At 35.2% G+C, this 22,837-nt stretch carries 17 protein-coding genes and 2 pseudogenes; 12 read left to right on the top strand and 7 right to left on the bottom strand.

What is annotated here, in order from left to right; all coding sequences use genetic code 11:
• From ACZLO7_RS02385 to efeO, 3 genes are read right to left on the bottom strand one after another with little or no spacing between them, the layout of a single operon-like run.
• Positions 1-1,737, bottom strand: a complete 1,737-nt coding sequence (locus tag ACZLO7_RS02385) for an FTR1 family iron permease (RefSeq protein WP_464938998.1) — start codon at positions 1,735-1,737, stop codon at positions 1-3.
• Positions 1,712-2,989: an iron uptake transporter deferrochelatase/peroxidase subunit gene (efeB, locus tag ACZLO7_RS02390; RefSeq protein ID WP_464938999.1), complete on the bottom strand. Its 1,278-nt coding sequence runs from the start codon at positions 2,987-2,989 to the stop codon at positions 1,712-1,714. Before efeB ends, ACZLO7_RS02385 begins: the two co-directional genes overlap by 26 nt.
• A 7-nt stretch (positions 2,990-2,996) precedes the next feature.
• Positions 2,997-3,863, bottom strand: a complete 867-nt coding sequence (gene efeO, locus ACZLO7_RS02395; protein ID WP_464939000.1) for an iron uptake system protein EfeO — start codon at positions 3,861-3,863, stop codon at positions 2,997-2,999.
• 412 nt (positions 3,864-4,275) lie between these two features.
• Here efeO and ACZLO7_RS02400 point away from each other — a divergent pair, with 412 nt between their 5' ends.
• On the top strand, positions 4,276-4,872 hold the full coding sequence (locus tag ACZLO7_RS02400) for a hypothetical protein (protein WP_464939001.1): 597 nt from the start codon (positions 4,276-4,278) through the stop codon (positions 4,870-4,872).
• A 213-nt stretch (positions 4,873-5,085) separates the two neighbouring features.
• Positions 5,086-5,314: pseudogene (locus ACZLO7_RS02405) on the top strand (IS3 family transposase); the annotation flags it as partial.
• 60 nt (positions 5,315-5,374) lie between these two features.
• Here the strand turns inward: ACZLO7_RS02405 and ACZLO7_RS02410 are convergent.
• The 3 genes from ACZLO7_RS02410 to nhaC form a co-directional block, all read right to left on the bottom strand.
• Positions 5,375-5,728 carry a hypothetical protein gene (locus ACZLO7_RS02410; RefSeq protein ID WP_464939002.1) on the bottom strand — a complete coding sequence of 118 codons (354 nt, stop codon included), beginning with the start codon at positions 5,726-5,728 and terminating at the stop codon, positions 5,375-5,377.
• A 333-nt stretch (positions 5,729-6,061) separates the two neighbouring features.
• Entirely contained in the window at positions 6,062-7,222 is a 1,161-nt protein-coding gene (locus ACZLO7_RS02415) for a class I SAM-dependent methyltransferase (protein ID WP_464939003.1), read from the bottom strand.
• Between the two features lie 84 nt (positions 7,223-7,306).
• Positions 7,307-8,692 carry a Na+/H+ antiporter NhaC gene (nhaC, locus tag ACZLO7_RS02420; protein ID WP_464939004.1) on the bottom strand — a complete coding sequence of 462 codons (1,386 nt, stop codon included), beginning with the start codon at positions 8,690-8,692 and terminating at the stop codon, positions 7,307-7,309.
• 622 nt (positions 8,693-9,314) lie between these two features.
• Between nhaC and ACZLO7_RS02425 the strand changes: the two are divergent.
• The 4 genes and pseudogenes from ACZLO7_RS02425 to hflX all read left to right on the top strand — a co-directional run.
• Positions 9,315-10,955 (top strand): annotated as a pseudogene (locus tag ACZLO7_RS02425) (AMP-binding protein); the annotation flags it as partial.
• A gap of 170 nt (positions 10,956-11,125) precedes the next feature.
• Positions 11,126-12,613, top strand: coding sequence for a sodium/proline symporter PutP (putP, locus tag ACZLO7_RS02430; RefSeq protein WP_464939005.1), 1,488 nt, complete (start codon positions 11,126-11,128; stop codon positions 12,611-12,613).
• A 77-nt stretch (positions 12,614-12,690) separates the two neighbouring features.
• On the top strand, positions 12,691-13,383 hold the full coding sequence (locus tag ACZLO7_RS02435) for a VOC family protein (RefSeq protein WP_464939006.1): 693 nt from the start codon (positions 12,691-12,693) through the stop codon (positions 13,381-13,383).
• 242 nt (positions 13,384-13,625) lie between these two features.
• Positions 13,626-14,891 carry a GTPase HflX gene (hflX, locus tag ACZLO7_RS02440; protein ID WP_464939007.1) on the top strand — a complete coding sequence of 422 codons (1,266 nt, stop codon included), beginning with the start codon at positions 13,626-13,628 and terminating at the stop codon, positions 14,889-14,891.
• A gap of 49 nt (positions 14,892-14,940) precedes the next feature.
• On the opposite strand, the gene ACZLO7_RS02445 is transcribed toward hflX, so the two are convergent.
• Positions 14,941-16,659, bottom strand: coding sequence for an ABC transporter ATP-binding protein (locus ACZLO7_RS02445; protein ID WP_464939008.1), 1,719 nt, complete (start codon positions 16,657-16,659; stop codon positions 14,941-14,943).
• A 229-nt stretch (positions 16,660-16,888) separates the two neighbouring features.
• On the opposite strand from ACZLO7_RS02445, the gene ACZLO7_RS02450 reads away from it, so the two are divergent.
• The 6 genes from ACZLO7_RS02450 to ACZLO7_RS02475 all read left to right on the top strand — a co-directional run bounded on the left by ACZLO7_RS02450 (position 16,889) and on the right by ACZLO7_RS02475 (position 22,708).
• Positions 16,889-18,376, top strand: coding sequence for a peptide MFS transporter (locus tag ACZLO7_RS02450; protein WP_464939009.1), 1,488 nt, complete (start codon positions 16,889-16,891; stop codon positions 18,374-18,376).
• Between the two features lie 371 nt (positions 18,377-18,747).
• Positions 18,748-19,698 carry an ABC transporter permease gene (locus ACZLO7_RS02455; protein WP_464939010.1) on the top strand — a complete coding sequence of 317 codons (951 nt, stop codon included), beginning with the start codon at positions 18,748-18,750 and terminating at the stop codon, positions 19,696-19,698.
• Positions 19,691-20,641 carry an iron chelate uptake ABC transporter family permease subunit gene (locus ACZLO7_RS02460; protein WP_464939011.1) on the top strand — a complete coding sequence of 317 codons (951 nt, stop codon included), beginning with the start codon at positions 19,691-19,693 and terminating at the stop codon, positions 20,639-20,641. Before ACZLO7_RS02455 ends, ACZLO7_RS02460 begins: the two co-directional genes overlap by 8 nt.
• On the top strand, positions 20,638-21,399 hold the full coding sequence (locus ACZLO7_RS02465; protein WP_464939012.1) for an iron ABC transporter ATP-binding protein: 762 nt from the start codon (positions 20,638-20,640) through the stop codon (positions 21,397-21,399). Before ACZLO7_RS02460 ends, ACZLO7_RS02465 begins: the two co-directional genes overlap by 4 nt.
• Before the next feature lie 18 nt (positions 21,400-21,417).
• Positions 21,418-22,398: a siderophore ABC transporter substrate-binding protein gene (locus tag ACZLO7_RS02470; RefSeq protein ID WP_464939013.1), complete on the top strand. Its 981-nt coding sequence runs from the start codon at positions 21,418-21,420 to the stop codon at positions 22,396-22,398.
• A 1-nt stretch (position 22,399) separates the two neighbouring features.
• On the top strand, positions 22,400-22,708 hold the full coding sequence (locus ACZLO7_RS02475; RefSeq protein WP_464939014.1) for an antibiotic biosynthesis monooxygenase family protein: 309 nt from the start codon (positions 22,400-22,402) through the stop codon (positions 22,706-22,708).
• Positions 22,709-22,837: the final 129 nt, after the last annotated feature.

Consider the following 22,837-nt stretch of genomic DNA (forward strand, 5'->3'; position numbering starts at 1 on the left):
TCATACAGTCGCTTTTTCGTTACGGCGTTTGTAGAAGAAAGTAATAATTACTAGAACAATTAAAATTACTTGTCCAATAATTGTTTCAATTGTTGGGTAGAAACCGATTGAAGCCCATACAGGCAGATTACTAATAATGGATGTCGGTAACACATCTGTTAACTGCAATGTATGAATACTAACACCGATAATTTTAAATGCTAATAAATAGATTAATACCGTTGCCACTGCAAAGAAGTAGTGAATTGGAATTTTGCCACTTGCACGGAGCAATACAATAGCTACGATGACTAAAATAACAAGTGCAATGACGATTCCTAAAGTGAAGTCGAAAGTCGACATTTTAGGTGCAATACCAGCATAGAACACAAGCGTTTCCGCACCTTCACGGAAAACAGATAAGAAACTGATGAAGGCCATTGCCCAAACACTTTGTTTAGACATTGCATGATTCATTTGTTTTGCAATGTAATTGTTCCATGATTTGATGTTCGATTTACTATGCATCCACACACCGACACCAATCATCATAGCAGCGGCTGCAAGTCCAATATATCCTTCTAGCATTTCCCGGCTTGTATTAATAGTTGTCGAGTTGAATAATGTGGACATTAAAATTGCTGCCACAGCACTTAAACCGATCCCGATACCAGCACCGATATAAATCCATCTTTCCATATGTGTTTGTCCAGATTTTTTTAAGAAAGCTACAAGTGCAATGATGATTAATAAAGCTTCCAGACCTTCACGTAAAAGGATTAATGCTGAATCCCAGAAGCTATAGTTCTGATCGCCTTGGATAAGCTGGATTTGCTGTTTAAAGTTATTTAACTGAGAAGTGATGTCCTTAACATCTATAGAATCTTTCATTAAATTGCTGGCGATGATAGGCATATCACTTTCGATTTTCGTATATAAGCTAGCGTTTTTGGTACGAATATCGCCTTCAACATTTGGCCATGTAGTGATGAACTTTTTAATAGTAGCAGATGCTTTAGAGTATTTTTCATCAGCAATTTGGTCTTTGGCATCATCGATTAAATTTAATAATGTTTGCAGGGAATAGGTACCAGATTGAGTAGCTGTTTTTTTTCCGGCTGCAAAGTTATCTATCGCTTGTTTTAATGAGTCGAATTGATCTGTTAATGAATCGACATTAGGTTTGTCATCAGCAAGTGTCATACGCATAAAGGACATTTGTGTTTCGATTTGTCCATATGCTGCAATATCATGCTCGCGTACTGGGCGTTCAGTTCTTTTCCAAAAAGTATTGAATTGTTTGTACTGCACTTCGATTTTTTCTACGTCACCAGTTTGGATGGATTGACCTAGTAAGTTCAGTGCAGGAGTAATGGTTTTTAAAAATCCAGCACGCTCTGCCATTTCATCTACAGGATTTTCAGCTTTTTCTAGAGCTGTTAATGCTTTTGAAAGCTTTGTAAGTGCAGTAAGGCGTTCTTCCTTAGAGGAGGCATTTAAAGCATCAGCTAAAGAGGATTCTATTGCTTTTGTTTCGTCAGATGCATTTACATTAGCTTTATCCCAATCAGATTGGAATGTTTTAATAGCATCGATCGCTTCTTTGTCATGATCCTGCTTAGAGTTCATAATGGCATCACTAATAGAAATGTATAAATGACTATAAGATGGAGCAGCATTTACAGAATGTAATGATGTTAAGATGATTAATCCAAGAATAACGGCAATTTGACTACAGCGTTTTAAAAAGTGCTTCACCGATATAACTCCCTTTTTGTATACCAGGGAAGCAAGCGAATAAGGCACTGCCTCGATGGGTAATATATTCGTTCATTTTGTCTAGTCGGCCTAGACTATTTTGAATTTTAATGAATTGTTCAGGGCTTTTTTGGAATGAAACAAATAGTAATCCTGCATCATATGAGCCTGTAGCATCCATTACGCCAGACGAGTATGAATACGAACGGCGTAGTATGCGTGCATCGACAGATTTCGCCAAGAAGACATGTGAAGTTTCAGGGACAATATAATTTCCCTTGTCATCTTTTCGATCTATATCCATCGCTTCAAACTCATCTTTTTTGCCGATTGGTGCTCCACTATCACGGTGGCGCCCAAATGTATTCTCTTGTTCTTTTAAAGAAGTACGGTCCCAAGTTTCTAAATGTAACTGAATACGACGGGCAACTAAATAAGAACCGCCAGTCATCCAACCTTTAGATTCACCAGATTGTACCCAAACCACTTTATCCATATCTTTATTACTTGAAGTGATTGGATTTTCTGTTCCATCCTTAAATGCAAACAGATTACGCGGAGTTTGTTTTTTTCCTTTTGAAATAGGAAATGAATTAAAACCAGCTTGTGACCATTTCAATGATACTTTACCAGAAGCCGCACGTACTAGATTACGAACAGCATGGAATGCAACTTGTGGATCGTCAGCACATGCTTGAATACAAATATCCCCACCTGTATAGGCAGCATCTAACTGGTCTTTTGGAAAGTGAGGTAAGTCTTTTAATTCGTTTGGTTTTTTTGAAGCCAGTCCGAATTCCTCTCTCTCAAAAAGAGATGGTCCAACTCCGAAGGTAATACTTAAGTTAGCTGCATCAAGTCCTTTGGCTTCCCCAGTATCTTTTGGAGGAACCATGCCATTAGCGGTTGAATCACCAATTATTTCACCGTTCATCAAACGTACAGCAAGAGGTGTCCACATTTTGAACAACTCTTGCAATTCTTGTTTAGAAGTAACTAAAACGTTTAAAGAGGCGAAATAGATATTTGTTTGCACATCTGTTGCGATTCCAGATTGATGCGCGCCGTAGAAACTTACCTTATTGGTAGCTGTTGAATCGTCATCTAAGAAATCCATACCAAAGGTTTTGATGACACCTCCAAGACCTGTTGCGCCAATTGCTACACCAGCAGCTCCAAGACCAGTTAATTTCAACATCTTTCTACGTGAAATTTTTTTATCTAAGATTTTTTCGTCTTTTGTTTCAGTCATTGTAATCTCACTCCAATATGGTTCCCATTTGACTTAGTGGTTCTCCAAGATGGTTTACTGCTTCAGCTAGAGCTTTTGTATCGTCTTTTGTAAGCTCAGTGTAAGAGACGTAACCATCTTTAGTTTTGTATTTAGCTAGCAGATCATTAACTGCTTTGAATTTTTCATTTAGGTTTTTAGCCAATTCTGGGTCTTTTGCTTCGATTTTATTTTCTAAAATAGTAAAGATTTTTTCGGCACCTTCGACATTAGCTTTGAAGTCATATAAGTCAGTATGAGAAAAGATTTCTTCTTCACCTGAAATTTTAGATGTAGAAACTTCGTTCAATAAGTCTATAGCTCCTGACATCATTAAAATAGGAGTTACCTCAACTGTTTCTACGCGCGCGCGTAACTCTTTTGCATCTTTAAGTAATTGATCAGCTGTTTTTTCATAGCCTTTTGTTGTATTTTCTTCCCACAATCCAAATTCAATTTTGTGGTAGCCACTCCAATCTTCTTTTCCTTGACCTTCTTCTTCTAAGTCAGCTAAACGAGCATCAATACGGGGGTCAAGATCGCCGAACTTTTCTGCAATTGGTTCAGATCGTTCAAAAAACATACGTGCCTTTGGGTAAATAGATTTTGCTTTTTCAATATCGCCAGCTTTTACAGCAGCAACGAATTTTTCTGTTTCAGTTGTGAATTGGTCCATTTGATCAAGAGCGAATTCTTTATATGCATCTACTTCAGCTTGTAAGTCAATCGTTGCTGTATCTTTAGTTGTTGCTTCAGTTGATGACTTCTTAACAGTAGATTCCTCATCTGAGCTATTGCATCCTGTTACGAGAACGCTTCCTGCTAATAATATGGCTAATAATGATTTTGATTTCATTGATATCCTACTCTCTGTGCTTCGATTTTATATCTACAATAATGATAATCATTATCAGTGAAAAGTCAATGCTTTACTAGACAAAAAATTCAAGTAAATGGTATTAGTTTCCTTTTTAAATGATTTATAAGGGGGGAGATATGCATTTTCTCCACTGTACTTATTACAATATATTTGATTAGAAAAAAATATCCTACACCAAATACTGGAATAGGAGCTTTTATTACTGAATATGCTCTTTTAATTCATTTTCTAAAAAAGCTTTATGAAAAATATTAGTAAAAGCCCAATTGCAAATTTTTGAAATTTAGTAGTCAGAGCTCAACGTATTGTTAATTTAATATAAATATTTCATTTTATTGTTAGTTATGTTAAAATTTTATTAAATAAGGTAATTGGAGGTTGTATTTTTATGAAAAATAAACATTCAAAAGAATTTCTAAAAATTTTAATGGCACTACCAATTTTATTGTTTTGTTTTATTTTATTTTCGGACAAAAGTTTAGCTGCAAAAAAAGTAGAATTTAAAACAGGTGACATCCTAGTAACTTCAAAATCAGAAACTAGATATTTCACTGGACATAATGGATTAGTCATAAGTGGACCTAAAGTAAAAGGTAAAAGACCTTTAAGAGTTTTACATTCTCCTGGTGCTGGAAAAAAACCTACTATAGTACCGGAAGCTGAATGGCGAAAAACATACAAAACGGGTGTAATAGTTAGACCTAAGAATGATATGACTGGAATAAATGCTTCGGCAGCTGCAAGAACATATTATGAATTTGGTGCAGGTAAAAATCTACCATATAAAGTTCTTCCATTTAATGTTTCAGGTAGTACTTATTGTTCAAAACTAGTAGCAGATGCATACAAAAGAGCTAAGAAGCCATTTATAGGTAAAACTTCAATGAATTCTGATTATGTTACATTAAACTATATGGTACCGTATGATTTTAAAACTCCGGATTTTTTAATTGCAAATGGTTTTAAAAATCTAGGTCAATACTAGTTAATGATTAAAAGAGCTTCATTATTTTTGAACTGCACCCCATGTTAGACACAACAATTGTAGGTGTAGTTTTTTTGATCAAGTTTAATTTAATTCAAAAAATAGTTGTTGTTCATAAGTACCTCTTTTTCAAGCAAATTAGACTATGCTTTTGATCGCTTAAAATGATAAAGATTCGCCTATTTCCATTCTGATTAAGGTTGGTTTTATTAAATGAAGCACTACCAAAACTTATTGAAAGTACATAATATTACACAAAATATGTCCCGTATGGTAACTATTTAGATTATGCGGTCATAGAGAACTTCATTAGTTTATTAATATTTGAAATACTTTATCTACAAGAATTTGAAAGTATAGAACATTTGAAATTCGAATTAGAAAAAATTTTAACTATTCCAATTACAAACGTATTAAGTCAAAACTAAAAGGAATGAGCTAGGTACAATACCGGACTCACTCCTATAGAGTTACTTGAAATATTTGTCTACTCTTTTTGGGTTCACTTCAATCGGGGCTCTTTTTTATTATAATCTGCTTCAGCAGTATCATTATTTCTAGCGTAAAAAACTTTAACTATGCCATTCTCCTTGATATAGTAGTATGTATAGTTTTTTTCATTATTAAAAATAATTTCTATACTATCGGATTTGGAACCTTTCAAACTTTTATCTTTCACGTACTTAGGAGAAGAGTAATCGTCCATATTAAACCCTTTATTTTTTAAATAATCAACAACTTCTTCTCTAAGTTTTTCTTCATCTTTTAATTTCACTTCTTCATATTTTGAAACCCCATAATAGCCCGTCCCCCCCAATATAATAATGAGGCAAATTAAAAACACAAACTTTTTCATTTATACATACACCCCTTTGATTAATCTACTTCATTATCAACATGAACCAGATTAACGTCTTATACTTTACCCAAATCCATTTCTCCCTTTTTTATAAAACCTATATACGAAATCATTCTCTTTAGATACAATCCTGTGTATTCCATTTCACAACATATTATGAATTTTTACTAGTCTTTTAATCATATCATATTGGGACTTTTTTGTATTTTACATTAATATACTAATTTGAATTATTACAATCTGTAATCAACCTACTAAACATGATTTTTCATCAAAGAGGGGAATTAAATGAAAAAACTCCTACACCGATTAACGGTATAGGAATTTTTATTACTGAATATATTCCTTTAATTCCTTTTCTAAAAAAGGTTTTGCGGATAAAAAATTAGTAAATGCATCATAACGTTCTTTTTGAATAGCTGTTGGTTTTTTACCTGTGAAGTAAGCTCGAATTAAAATATTCTTCGGTGTATTCTCCATATCTATAAATTCTAGCAGCTGCGTTTCATAACCAACGAGCGATAAAATTTCCGCGCGAATAGAGTCTGTAGCTAGAGCTGCAAATCGCTCTTTTACTAAACCGTGTTGAAGCATAATATCGAGTGGTGAAGATTGAATTTGAGTATTTAATTCATGTTGGCAACAAGGAACACTTAAAATTACTCTCGCTCCCCATTTTACTGCACGAGCTAATGCCATATCTGTAGCAACATCACATGCATGTAAAGTAACGACCATATCGACAGCAGTTTCATCATTATAGTCATTAATGTCACCTACCAAAAATTCAAGTTGATCATATTCTAAATCTTTGGCGATTTGAGCACAATGCTCAATGACTTCCTTCTTCAAATCTAAGCCTGTTACACGAATATCCAAGCCTTGCTCAATTTTTAAATAATGATAAAGTGCAAAAGTTAAATAGGATTTACCTGAACCGAAATCTAGTATACGAATGGTACGGTCTTTCGGTAAATAGTCGAGTGAATCATGGATAAATTCGATAAAACGATTTATCTGTTTGAACTTATCATATTTTTGTTTTTTTACTTTACCATCAGCAGATTGCACCCCTAAGCGGATAAGGAATGGATAAACTGTTTCAGGATCTAGCAAGTAATTCTTTTTGCGATTATGTGAAAGGTTGACCGTTTTATTTGCCGTTTGTTCAACTTTCCAAAATACTTTGTTTTTCTTGGAAAGTTGGATTTGTATATTTTCACTAGTGAAGTCCCCATGAAATTGACGGAACTGCTCAAATAGCTCATTAACGGTCATTTCAATAGAAGATAAAGGTATATTTTCATGCTTTAAAATACGTTCATATTGATATTCCAGTTGAATATGGTAAATACCTTTTAGTTCAATTGGCTTCAATTTAATACGTTTGATTTCATTTGACTTTATACGTGGCTGGCTAATTGTAGCAGCTACTAATTCTTTATTTAACAATCGTTGTAATAACTCTTGTATCATTTCTTGATAATCCATTGTTACTCGCCTTCTTTATTGTTTAATAGTTGGCATTAGTGTACCATAATTCACCGCCATCAAAGAATAAAAGAAGTTGAGTAATTATTTTTCGTCAATATATGAAAGTGTCTTGCCTGTCCATCCAAATAAGACTGTTAAGATTGGTGATAACAAACAGAATAAGGCAAATGGCAAGTAATCCAAAGTTGAAACGCCTAATACTTTTGTGATGAAAATACCACATACACTCCAAGGAACAAGTGGGTTTACAACGGTACCTGCATCCTCCATAACACGCGCAAGGTTTTTACTTTTCAAGCCAACCTTTTTGAACTGTGCTTGGAATGCTTCACCTGTTAATAGAATTGATAAGTATTGTTCACCGATTAATGTGTTAATACCAATCGCTGTAACGGCTGCACCTGTTATAACAGAGCCAGTACTTTTAAAGAAGCTTTCTACTTTTGATAAAAGAGCTTGCACAATACCAAGCGTGAATAATAAACCACCCATGCTAAGTGCTAAAAGGACAAGTCCAATTGTGAACATCATGCTATTAATACCGCCGCGTGAAAGTAGGGAATCAATGTCTTCTATCCCTGTAGTAGATTTGAAACCATTAAATAAAATGTCCATTACTTCACTAATCCCAAATTGTGTATGGAAGTATGCAACGATAATAGCTGAGATAGAACTAACTGCTAATGTTAAAATAGCTGGTGTTTTTTTCAAAGTTAGAATGATAAGAATAACTAAAGGGATTAGCGTATACCAATGTACCATCCCTGTTTGTAACAGACCGTTTTGAAATGCATCAATTTTGTCTGCGTGTTGCAATTCTTTATTCGGCGAAATTGCACCATAAACAATTAATGAGATAAAAAATGCGGGAATAGTTGTCCATCCCATATTTTTAATATGTTCAAATAAATCTACGCCAACAATGGCAGATGAGAGATTTGTCGTATCAGATAGAGGTGACATTTTATCGCCGAAAAAAGCACCTGAAACGATAGCGCCTGCAGTAATAGCTAAAGAAATATCCATTGCACTTGCCATACCGATAAATGCGACACCGACTGTTGCGGTAGTGGTAAGTGAACTACCAATCGCAACACCAACAATACATGTAACAAGGAAGACTACCGCAAAGAAGAAATGTGGTGTAATTGTTTGGAAACCTAAGTAGATCATTGTTGGAATGGTACCACCCATCATCCAACTACTAATTAGAATACCGATAAAGAAGAAGATGAAAATGGCACCTAAACCTGCTTTGGAACCTTCAACTAGCCCTTCTTCCAGTTGTCTATAAGAAACTTTTTTGATTAGTCCGTATGTGAGTAACAATAAAATACTTATAATAATTGGCATATGAGGTACTGCATCGAACTTGGCAATACTAATCCCCATTGTTGTAATAATGATGCCTACAAGAAGTAATGCTTCAAAAAAAGATGGTGTAATTTTAGCTTGAATACGAAACATAGAAATCCTCCTAAATTATAAATTGGCATAAAAAAATCCCTCTATCCCTATAAACAGGGACGAAGGAGAACTCCGCGGTACCACCCTAATTGTTGAATAATTGTATCCAACCTCTTAATTAAAACGAGTATCTAATGGTGTAATTCATCTATAGAACAGACCTAAGTTTGCACCACCTACTTAGTCTCTAATTGCTGTCTGTAAAATACCTACTATGTCCATTACTCGGAATATACGCTATATACTTTGTCGCTTCAACGTGTTGAAGTTATTTAAAATGATACCATGTTTTAGTTTCTAGTCAATAGATTTGACGTAAATATAATTTTTAAAACATTGTTTAAATAACTTAGTTAGAAAAAAATCTGTTTGTTATTGCATTGCTGGTTATACATAAAGCTTTTATTGAGTTTGGGTTTGCCACTTCATTGTTTCGCTAACATAACTAGCAATTTGAGCCTGTTCCTCGGTTAAGTCTTCACTATAATAATGTAGAGAATTAAAGATTGTTATACTTTGTTGGAAGAAAGTAAGAATAATTAATAAACTCTACCAATTTACAAGTTAATTAATCTGAATTTTGTGATAAAATAACGAATATAATACTGCGAGCAAAGGGGGGGCATTTTTTATGTTATTACATAAAACTGTTGGGGAAGTTTTACGCTATACAGTGGAAACGTTTCCAAATAACGAGGCATATGTGTATCCGGAAAATAATGTGAGGAAAACTTATGCGGAATTTGATCATGAAACAGATGAATTAGCTAAGGCGTTTATCGGCATGGGTATTGCAAAAGGGGAGCATATAGCCATTTGGTCAGATAATAAGAGGGAATGGTTACTTAGTCAGTTTGCCTCAGGGAAAGTGGGGGCTGTCCTTGTAACAGTAAATACGAATTATCAAGAAAAAGAACTGGAATATTTACTTCAGCAATCGGACTCGACGACATTGATATTAGGAGAAGAATTTAAAGGGACTTCCTATATTAATATAATCCAAACAATATGCCCGGAATTAGCAACTTCTAAAAAAGGTTATATTCAGTCAGATAAATTACCTCGATTCAAACGTGTAATTGTTATGAGTGAAAATGATTATCCTGGTATCTATAAATGGAGTGAATTTGTAGAATTTGCGGAGCAAGTGACAGATGGGGAATTAGAAGAACGTCTCCACTCTCTAGATCCAGATGATGTTATTAATATTCAATACACATCAGGTACAACCGGTTTTCCAAAGGGAGTCATGTTGACACATAATAATGTGATTAATAATGGTCAGCTAGTTGGAGAATATATTCACTTAACAGAGCACGACCGTTTGTGCATACCTGTGCCATTTTTCCACTGCTTTGGTTGTGTGATGAGCACATTAGCTTCTGTATTACGTGGTGCCACAATGGTAGTTGTGGAACAGTTTGAACCACGTCTAGTGTTACAGATTGTTCAAGATGAAAAGTGTACGGCACTACAAGGAGTGCCAACAATGTTCATCGCAGAGTTAAATCATCCTGACTTCGGGAAGTTTGATTTATCTTCACTCCGTACAGGGATTATGGCAGGGTCGATTTGTCCAATAGAAGTAATGAAAAAGGTCATTAATGATATGGGTGCCCGTGAAATTACTATTTGCTATGGTCAAACAGAATCTTCACCAGTTATTACACAAACAAGGACGGACGATTCGATTGAAAAGCGTGTATCTACAGTAGGTAAGCCTCATCCAAATGTAGAAGTGAAGATTATTGACCCAGTGACTGGGGATGAAGTAGAAGTCGGTACACCGGGCGAATTATGTACGCGTGGTTATTTAATTATGAAGGGTTACTATAATAATCCGGAAGCTACACATGCAGCAATCGATGACGAAGGTTGGCTTCATACAGGTGATATCGCGGTTATGGATGAGGATGGATATATCGATATTACGGGGAGAATTAAAGATATGGTTATTCGTGGGGGTGAAAATATTTATCCACGTGAGGTAGAGGAATTCTTATATGAGCATCCACAAATACAAGATGTTCAGGTTGTAGGTGTACCAGATGAAAAGTATGGGGAAGAACTAATGGCTTGGGTCATACTAAAGGATGGGGAAACTTTGACGGAGGATGAGCTTAGAGCATATTGTAAAGGGAAGATTTCCTATCATAAAATCCCTAAATATATTCAGTTTATACATGAATATCCTATGACTGCATCAGGTAAAATTCAGAAGTTTAGATTAAGAGAGTTATCACAGGAACACCTAGTTAAGTGAGTGGTATTAGAACAGATTATATGGTGAAGTGACGTATAATCTGTTCACCCTTTTAGGTGAATTTGAAGATGGGATGTTAACGTGATCTGAATAAATATAATATTCTATTTACTTACACTGAGATAATCATGATAAAATAGTTTTATTACATAGTTTAAGGGGGATTTAGCATGTCTGATAACATGTATCAACTCATTGCAATTGTTATATATATGATTGCAATGTTAGTAATCGGTTGGTATGCATTTAGGCGTACATCTAATTTAACGGATTACATGCTTGGGGGGCGTTCTTTAGGGCCTGCAGTTACAGCATTAAGTGCTGGGGCAGCAGATATGTCAGGTTGGTTATTAATGGGGTTACCAGGTGCAATTTATGCAAGTGGATTAATAGAAGCATGGATTGCGATTGGTTTAACAGTAGGTGCGTATTTAAACTGGGTATTTGTTGCACCACGTTTACGTATGTACACACAAGTATCAAATAATTCAATTACAATTCCAAGCTATTTAGATAACCGCTTAAGAGACAAAACGAAATTACTTCGTATTGCTTCAGGTTTAATTATTCTTGTATTCTTTACTTTCTACGTATCTTCAGGAATGGTTGCGGGCGGCGTATTTTTCGAAAGTTCGTTTGGTTATAATTATCATACAGGTCTATTAATTTCTTCTGGTGTTGTAATTGCCTATACACTGTTCGGTGGATTTTTAGCTGTTAGTTATACAGATTTCATTCAAGGGTTGGTCATGTTTTTAGCACTTATAATTGTTCCGATATTCGGTTTATTCTTAACGGGTGGAATAGGAGAGACTGTAGATTCTATTAAAGAAGTTGATCCAAAATTATTAAGCTTATTTGCAGGTACAACGATTACAGGAATTATTTCTACAGTAGCATGGGGTCTAGGTTATTTTGGCCAGCCACATATTATTGTACGCTTTATGGCGATCAAGAGCGTTAAAGAGACAAAGCAAGCTCGTAGAATCGGGATAAGTTGGATGTTACTAAGTTTATTCGGAGCGATTGCGACGGCGCTTGTTGGGGTTGCTTATTATCAACAAAATGCCGAGGTATTAAAAAATCCTGAAACAGTATTCATTGTTTTAGGCCAAATTCTATTCCACCCATTTATTGCTGGGGTTATGCTTGCGGCTATCTTAGCAGCAGTTATGAGTACGATTTCATCTCAATTAATCGTAACATCATCTGCATTAGTGGAAGACATTTATAAAGCGGTATTTAAATCAAATGCTACAGATAAACAATATGTATTCTTAGGACGTATGTCCGTACTTTTAGTATCTATTTTGGCTATGACGTTAGCTTGGAAACAGGATAACAAAATTTTAGATTTAGTATCCTTCGCTTGGGCGGGTTTTGGTGCTGCGTTTGGTCCTATTATTTTATTGACATTATATTGGAGGAAGATTACAAACTGGGGAGCTCTAGCAGGTATGGTAACTGGTGCAGTGACAGCTTACGTTTGGGGTTCTAATGATAAACTCCATGCAGCTATGTACGAAATTGTACCAGGATTTATCATCTGTCTACTAGTTGCGGTTGTTGTTAGTTTATTAACATATAAACCTAATAAAGAAATTGAAGAAGAGTTTGATAGAACAATAGAGTTATTGAAAGAAGAACAAGAAGGCTAATCATTCTTGTGTCCGTAGTTGGCTATGCTTGCATACATACAGCTACGGACTTTTCTATATACATAGGGGGTGATAGGATGTTTGAATTAGATCATGTCGTATATTTCACAACAAAAAATCCACAGCAGGTTGTCGAACAGGAACAAATTGAAGGTTTGCATCCTGTTGAAGGCGGGCAGCATGTGGATTGGGGAACGTATAATGCACTATTTTATACAAAGAATAGTTATATCGAGTGGCTTGCTATAGAACATGATAATATAGCAAAACAATCAACTCAGCCTTTAGTTAAACAACTTTTATATGATATTGTCGATGGGGAAGGGTTCGCATCATTATGCTTACGCTCAAACGATTTAGAAAAGAAAAATCGCTATTTTAAAAAAATGGGCTATCGCACATCAGGTATTATATCTGCCGAGAGAAGAACATCCAATGGCGATTTGCGCAAATGGAAGATGCTTTTCATCAATCATAAAATAGACCATACATTACCTTATCCATTTTTTATACAGTGGGAGCAGTCAGATGAAGAACGCTATTCGTCGCTAAGAGAAGATGGTACAGTCAAACCTGGAAATGAAGAATTGACGATTAAGCGATGTATCTTTCATGTGAAGAGTGTTGAAGAGAAGCTTATTCACTGGTCTAGATTATTATCGTTACCGGTAAAGGAGAATACATTGAAGCTAGGAAATACGACTTTTGTTTTTGAGGAAAAGCATGATAGTAAGGAAAGATTGCATACAATCGAAATTGCAAAAGGTTGAGAGTTTAGAAATGAATATGTTAGGATAAATTTACCTTTTAACTAAGGGTTTCTAAATGACATTTGAAATCGTACAGTTTGAATATTTTACAGAGTCATTGAAAAGAATTGTTTATTAAAGGATTTTATAATGGATATTAAGAGAAGAGTAGACAGATCGGATCTATTCTACTATTTATTTTCGGTAGGAATTTAAGAATATATTCATACACTTTGCTTTGCGTAGTAAGAGGAGGAAATTTGTTGGATGAATTAATTGAAAAAGCCGTATTAGTCGGTGTTAATTTAAGAGGGGATGTTCATTTTGAATATTCGCTCGAAGAGCTCCGAAATTTAGCTGAAGCGCTAGAGGTAGAAGTAGTGGGCACCGTTACGCAAAATTTAGAACGTGTAAATCCATCGCATTTTGTTGGAACTGGTAAAATAGAAGAAATTAAAAATTTCTATGATGAATCTGACGCAAATTTAGTTATTTTTGATGATGAGTTATCACCATCTCAAATACGAAATCTTGAGGCTGATTTAGAATGTAAAGTTATCGATCGTACAATGCTGATTTTAGATATTTTCGCTAGACGTGCAAAATCGAAGGAAGCACAAATGCAAGTAGAATTAGCGCAGTTACAATATATGTTACCACGATTAGTCGGTTTGCATGCATCTCTTAGTCGACAAGGTGGGGGAACAGGTGGCGGTTTCAAAAACCGTGGTGCAGGTGAAACGAAACTTGAATTGGATCGTCGTAAAATTGAGGATCAAATTGCAAAATTACGCCGTGATTTAGAAGTGGTGAAAGAACAACGCGAAACCCAGCGTAAGCAACGACGCAAAAATGAAATCCCAGTCGTATCCATTGTAGGTTATACGAATGCTGGAAAATCGACGATTATGAATCAGTTGTTACGTAAAACTGAGCATGAAGAACATAAACAAGTATTCGAAAAAGATATGCTTTTTGCTACTCTTGAAACATCGGTTCGACAAATTGAATTACCGGATCATAAGAGCTTCTTATTAACTGATACCGTGGGCTTTGTTAGTAAATTACCTCACCATTTAGTAAAGGCGTTTCGTTCTACTTTAGAAGAAGCACGAGATGCAGATTTACTTTTACATGTTGTGGACTCTTCAAACGAAGAATATCAGTATATGATGGAAGTAACGAATGATACATTACATGCTGTCGGTGTTGAAGACGTTCCAACAGTGTTTGTGTACAATAAGGCGGATCTTGCTAATGCAGAATATCCACATGTAAGTGGAGATACAGTTTGGATGTCTGCAAAAGAAGGTGTAGGGTTGGATGAACTTTTACAAGTTGTTCGTCGCCACATTTTCTCGGATTATATTACATGTCGCATATGTATACCGTACGATCGAGGGGATATTGTTTCGTATTTGAATGAGTATAGCAATATTCAAGAAACAGCATATGAAGAAGAAGGTACTGTATTGAAAGTTGAAATGAAAGAAGCGGATGCAAATCGCTTCGCTGAATTTATCTTGTAATAGGAAAGTGAAAGAGTAGAGAGTCGATGTGAAATCGACCTCTACTCTTTTAATTTTGATTAAATTGTATATTGTGTAGCTTTGTGAAAATTCCGTTTGCTGCGACAAGCTCATCGTACTTACCATCTTCAGCAATTCCGTCTTCAGTGATGACAATTACACGATCGGCATCTCGTATTGTAGCTAGACGGTGAGCAATGACGAGGGTCGTGCGGTTTTTTGCAAGGTCATTTAAAGCACGTTGAATGATTTTCTCTGTTTCCGTATCTAGTGCAGATGTAGCTTCATCTAAAATTAAAATTGGAGGATTCTTTAGAAACATGCGTGCAATTGCTAGTCGTTGTTTTTGGCCACCAGATAACTTTAATCCTCTTTCACCAATTTGTGTATCGTAACCATCTTGAAGACCTTCGATAAATTCCTCTAAATGGGCTTTTTTTGCGGCCTCTTGAATTTCTTTAAATGAAGCGCCAAGTTTACCATAAGCAATATTATCTTTCACCGTTCCGGTAAATAAGAAGACGTCTTGTTGTACGATGCCAATTTGTGAGCGTAAAGAGTGTAACGTCATATCACGTACATCGATGCCATCAATTGAAATCGAACCTTCAGTGACATCATAAAACCTTGGTATTAATGAACAAATCGTTGTTTTACCAGCACCTGAAGGACCAACGAATGCAATTGTCTGTCCTTCTTGAATCGATAAATTAATATTGGACAAAATCTCTTTATAGGACTCGTACCCGAAATGTACATTGTTGAATTGAATATCTCCAGATAATGCATGAGTATTGATTGCATTCTTCTTATTTTGGATTTCAGGTTCTTGGTTAATTAGCTCAAGGAATCTCTTAAATCCAGCCATTCCCTTTGGATACATCTCTAGAAGTGCGCTAATTTTATCGACTGGTTTAATTAGAACATTGGAATAGAGCACGAAGCTAACAAGTTCACCATAAGTTAGCTGTTTGTTGAAGCTCAGCCATGCCCCAACAACTAAGATGATTAGTGTAACAAGGCGAGTAATCATATAAATGCTGGAATGTGTACCAGCCATAATTTTATATGCAGAAAGTTTAGCAAGACGAAAACGATCGTTATTTACTTTGAATCGATCCATTTCAAATTGTTCGTTTGTGAATGCTTGTACAACACGTACGCCAGACACGCTATCTTCTACGCGAGCATTGACGTCTGCAATACTTCCGTACATCGATTTCCAAGCTTCATTCATTTTGACATTGCAATAAGTTACTAACCAAAATAAAAAGGGTACCATGATTATAGCGATTAAGGCTAATTGTGGATTGATACTGAACATAATTGCAAAAGCTCCGAAAAACGTCATAACTGCAATAAAGAGATCTTCTGGACCATGGTGAGCGAGCTCGCCAATATCAAATAAATCATTCGTAACACGGCTCATTATATGGCCTGTTTTTGTGTTATCAAAAAAGCGGAAAGATTGTTTCTGTACATGATTAAAGAGTTCTTGTCGCATATCAGTTTCAATATTCGTGCCAAGTTTATGACCTAAGTAGCTAACGATATATTGCAACAAGGTACTAAGAAGGTAAATGATTAAAAGTAGTACGCTTACTGTCACAATTGAGCCCCACTCGCCACTTGGTAAAAGTTTATCAATAAACCATTGTACGGTAATTGGAAAGGCTAGTTCTAAAATTGCGACGATGACAGCACTTGTAAAATCGATGATAAATAATCGCTTATGCGGTTTGTAATAGGAAAAAAACTGTTTTAGCATGTAATTGCTCCTCTGTAAATTCAATTATTTGTATTATAACGAAAAAGTTAGATAAGTGAAATCAACCATACATTAGATAATTATCTTGCTAATCAAATAATTGTTAAAATAATCAATATTCTGTAAAATTCTATTCTTTGACATACGTATAACTACCTATTTATAATAGACTTACTGTTTTTTCTGAAAATATATATATTATCTACTTATTTGGAAAGAAGGAAATTAAATGATAACGAAGGAAGAAATCGTTAAGTCGGTTCCCCAAAAAGGTTTTGTAGGACATCCTAAAGGATTAATGACATTATTCTTTACTGAGTTTTGGGAGCGTTTTTCATACTATGGTATGCGTGCAATTTTACTTTTCTTTATGTACTATAGTTTAAATGATGGTGGGCTAGGATTAGATCGAACGACAGCTAACTCAATTTTCGCTATATATGGATCACTTGTATATATGTCAGGTATTATTGGTGGCTGGCTTGCTGACCGTATATTAGGTACTAGAAGAACGGTGTTCTACGGTGGTATTCTAATAATGATGGGGCATATTTGTTTGTCATTCCCAGGTGGATTGACAATGCTATTAATTTCTATGGTATTTATTGTAATGGGTACAGGTTTATTAAAACCTAACGTTTCAAGCCTTGTTGGAGACATTTATGCTGAAACTGATGATCGTAGAGACTCAGGATTCAGTATTTTCTATATGGGTATTAATCTTGGTTCAGTCACTGCACCTTTAATTGTCGGAACTATTGGACAAAAGTACAGCTTTCATTTAGGTTTTGGAATTGCGGCAATTGGTATGTTCCTAGGCTTAGTTATGTATGTAATTACTTCAAAGAAACATCTAGGGTTAGCAGGTACACAAATTAATAACCCGTTACCAAAAGAGGATTTTTCTAAATTAGCAATAAAAACAATCATTGGTGTTTTAGTTGTTGCAGTGCTAGCGGGGATTGCATATATAAACGATCAATTAACAATTAACAATGTTATATTATTCATTTCTATTTTAGGGATTGTAATCCCTACAGCATTTTTTGTGGTGATGTATAGAAGTCCAAAAACTAATGCAGAAGAAAAATCTCGTGTATTGGCATATATACCAATGTTCATAGCTGCTGTCATGTTCTGGGCAATACAAGAACAAGGGGCAAATATTCTTGGGACGTATGCAGACTCACGTACTGATTTAACAATAGGATCATTTAAATTGGAGTCTTCTTGGTTCCAATCATTAAATCCTTTATTCATTATTACAATGGCACCTTTATTTGCATGGATTTGGATGAAATTAGGAACCCGCCAACCATCTACACCAGTTAAATTTGCATTGGCGTTATTTTTCTCGGGGTTCTCATTCATTATTATGGTAATTCCAGCGCTTCTTTCAGAAGGCACAGCTTTAGTAAGTCCATGGTGGTTAGTATTAAGTTTCTTCCTTGTTGTTATAGGTGAATTATTAATATCTCCTGTAGGATTATCTGTTACAACTAAATTAGCACCAAAGGCATTTAGTGCGCAAACAATGAGTTTATGGTTCCTAACGAGTGCAGCTGCACAAGCAATTAATGCACAGTTAGTAAAAGTATTTGATAAAATTAGTGAAGTTGCGTACTTTGGTACATTAGGTACAGCTTCAGTTCTTCTAGGTATCGTAATGTTAATGATTTCACCAATTATTTCTAAAGCGATGCAAGGTATCCGTTAATAGACAATAAAAAGGCTCAGAGATTTTCCTGTCTCTGAGTTTTTTTTGTTTTCAGGAAATATAAGAAATTAACGTATAAAATCCTATCATTATACGTATTAATAACGAGATTAGACAGAATAAATAAGATTAATATGAATCTAATAGAATGCAAAGTATTGAAAGTGTTTTACTATAAAAAGGCTCTATACCGGGAGTTTAAAGCAAAGAATAATTTTTTGAGTTCAATAAACTGCCATTTTATGTGATAATCATTTTCATTTAGGGTTGACGGAAAAAGTCGTCATGTTATAATGGGAATTGTGAGTAAATGATAATCATTTTCAATGACAAGATTATACACTCATAAAATGAATACAACGGGGATTACAATGAAGAAACGATACCTATTTATAGCACTCATCTTGTTATCACTTCTATCGCTTTTTGTAGGAGTGAGCCGAATTTCACCAACAGATTTGTTAGATTTTAAATCTGAAGAAACTCAAATTTTCCTAATTAGTCGAGTGCCAAGACTAATTGCCATCCTTTTGGCTGGTATGGGAATGAGTATTGCAGGTTTAATCATGCAAAGTCTTAGTAGAAATAAATTTGTTTCGCCAACAACAGCAGGTACATTAGATGCTACTAAGTTAGGCATACTAGTATCGATGCTATTGTTTACGAATGCTTCTTTGATTGAGAAAATGGCGGTTTCATTTGTATTTGCGCTAGCCGGCACGCTGTTATTTATGCAAATTTTAAATCGTATTAAATTCAAGGACGCCATTTTTATTCCACTAGTTGGTTTAATGTTTGGTAATATTTTATCGTCAATAACGACGTTTTTCGCCTATAAAGCGAATATTATTCAAAATATATCTTCCTGGCTACAGGGTGATTTCTCCATGATTATGAAGGGCCGTTATGAGCTTTTATACATAAGTGTCCCTATACTAATTATCGCTTATTTATATGCAAACCGCTTTACGGTGGCTGGAATGGGCGAAGATTTCTCAAAAAACCTCGGCCTTGCTTATAATAGGATCGTTAATTTTGGTTTAATCCTTGTGGCACTCATTACATCAACCGTTGTGCTAACGGTTGGAATGATACCATTCCTGGGTTTAATCATCCCGAACATTGTATCGATCTTCAAGGGAGATCATTTACAAAAAACACTTCCGCACACAGCATTATTAGGTGCAATCTTCTTATTGATCTGCGATATTCTGGGAAGAATATTAATTTATCCATATGAAATTACAATTAGCTTAATGGTTGGGGTAATCGGTAGTGGCGTCTTCCTATTCTTGTTATTTAGGGGGAGGGCGTATGCGTAACAGTACGAAAATGATACTATTAGCGGCATTAGCTGTAGTATTCTGTGGATTATATTTGTTTCAAGGTTTAAATGGAAGCTATGACTATGCCTTACCTCGTCGAGGAATAAAAGTTCTAGCGATGGTTATAACAGGTGTTGCAATTGCGTATTCAACTGTTGTTTTCCAAACAATTACGCATAACCGCATTCTAACGCCAAGTATTATGGGGCTAGATTCACTTTATTTACTGTTGCAAACAGTGATAATTTTCTTCCTAGGTTCAGGGCATATAGCAGTCATGAATGCAAAAGTAAATTTCGTTCTATCATTAGCGTTCATGGTTGTGTTTGCACTACTGCTATACAAATTTCTTTTCCGCTCAGGAAAACGGCCAATTTACTTCTTACTACTTGTTGGGATAATTCTTGGTACATTGTTAGGTAGTATTACGACGTTCTTAGGAGTGCTAATTGATCCAAATGAATTTATGCGCGTGCAAGATAAAATGTTTGCCAGTTTTAATAATGTTAATGGCGACTTAGTATGGTATGCATTAGTTATTGTAGTCTTGACGATGGCATATGGATGGCGAATGGTTCGTGATCTAGATGTCTTGTCATTAGGGCGAGATAATGCTATAAACCTTGGAGTGCCATACGATAAAATTGTTAAACGTATGCTAGTTATTTCATCAATTTTAATTGCAACGTCTACTGCGTTAGTAGGGCCTATAACTTTCTTTGGTCTAATCGTTGCAAACTTGTCTTATCAATTCTTTAAAACGTACAAGCACACGGTGTTAATCACCGGTGCAGGGCTAATGAGTTTAGTGGCATTGATTGGTGGACAATGGATTGTTGAGCGCGTCTTCACATTCTCAACAACATTAAGTGTTATCATCAACTTTGTCGGTGGTGTTTACTTCATCTATCTATTATTAAGGGAGAGTCGATCTGCATGATCCAAGTAAAAGAAATATCCAAACTTTTCGGAAAGAAAGCTGTAGTTGATAAAGTTAGTGTCGATATTCAACACGGCAAAATTACGTCTTTTATCGGTCCAAATGGTGCAGGTAAATCTACGCTTCTTTCTATGGTTAGCCGTTTACTTGATGCAGACACTGGAGAAGTATTATTAGATAGCTCAGATGTAAAAAAACTAAAATCAAATGATTTTGCCAAACGAGTGTCAATTTTAAAGCAATCGAACTATATGAATGTACGTCTAACAATTCGTGAACTTGTATCATTTGGACGTTTTCCATATTCTCGCGGTCGCTTAAATAAGGAAGACATAAAGATGATCGACCAAGCAATCGAGTATATGAACCTAGAAGAAATTCAACATGACTATATGGACGAATTGTCTGGCGGTCAACGCCAACGTGCTTTCATCGCGATGGTCATTGCACAAGATACGGAATATATTTTGCTTGATGAACCACTAAATAACCTAGATATGAAACATTCAGTTCAGATTATGAAAATCTTGAAAAAGCTTGTGGATGAGCTAGGAAAAACAGTTGTTATCGTGTTGCACGATATAAATTTCGCATCAGTGTACTCAGACCGAATCGTTGCTTTAAAAGATGGACGTGTTGTCAAGGATGGCCCTACTCATGACATTATTAATTCAGAATCATTAAAAGAAATTTACGATATGGATATCCCTATTCAGGAAATGAATAGCTGCCGTATTTGTGTCTATTTCAATTCATAATAAAAGGAGAATTTACCCATGAAAAACTGGAAATTACTTACATTAGTTTTTGCTATGCTGTTAGTATTAGCAGCTTGTGGCTCTAAAGATGAAAAAAAGGAAGAATCAACTTCAGGCAAAAAAGCTGAAGAAGTTACAATTACAAATACTTTTGGTATTGAAAAAGAAGATGGATCTACTAATGACATCAAAGAGGAAGTAAAAGTTAAGAAAAACCCTGAAAAAGTTGTTGTGTTTGATTTAGGATTCCTAGATACACTTGATACTTTAGGCGTTAAAGTCGCAGGTTTACCAAAAGAGCTATTGCCAGATTACCTTAAGAAATTTGAAGGCTCTGATTATACAGACGCTGGTCATTTAAAAGAACCTGATTTTGAAGCAATTGCTGCATTAAAACCAGATGTAATCTTCATTTCTGGTCGCCAATCTAGCTTATACGAAGAATTTAAGAAAATTGCTCCAACTGTATATGTTGGGTTAGATTCAACTAAATACATGGAATCATTTAAAGCTAACGCAGAATTAGCAGGTAAAATCTTCGATAAAGAAAATCAAGTGAAAGATGAATTGAAAAAAATCGACGATAAAATTGCTGGAGTTAAGGAAAAAGCATCTGCTCTAGATAAAAAGGCTTTAATCCTTCTTGGTTCAGAAGGTACAGTCACTGCTTACGGTCCACAATCTCGTTTCGGTTTAATCCATGACGTATTTGGCTTTAAAGCTGCTGATGAAAATATTAAAATTGAAAATCACGGAAACACAGTATCGTTTGAATATGTTTTAGATACAAATCCAGATATCATCTTCATAGTTGACCGTGATGCAGCAATCACTGAAGGTGCATCTTCTAAAGACGCAATTGAAAATGCATTAGTTAAGAAAACAAAAGCTTATAAAGATGGCAAAATGATTTACTTAGATCCAGCAGTTTGGTACCTATCAGGTGGCGGATTACAATCAGTATCATTAATGATTGATGAAGTAGAGAAAGCATTATAATATGTTCTATCAAGCGAAACGAATTATTGTACAGGAAGGTTTTTCTGGACAAGTTGTAGAGCGTTTTAGTGGCGATACACCATTAGCTAAACAACCTGGTTTCATTGATTTGAAAGTACTTGTGAAGAAAGTTAGACGTGGAGACGAGGAAGTAATGATACTTGTTCAATGGCAAAGTGAAGAAGATTGGAAAAATTGGGAGAAGAGTCCGGAGCACATCGCTGGTCATAAAGCGAATATCGGAAAACCAAAAACACCATATATTATCGAATCAAGCCAAGACGTCTATGAAGTAAAAGCAACAAAATAATATAAGCTCCCCTAGCTTATTACTGAAAATGCTCTAGCACGATGCTAGAGCATTTTTTTATTGTTTTTACTCGTTTTACTATTACATCGAGTTAAAAAGGGATATAGTAAAAGTAATGATAATCGCAAG

Source organism: Viridibacillus sp. d25.2 (genome assembly GCF_055456015.2).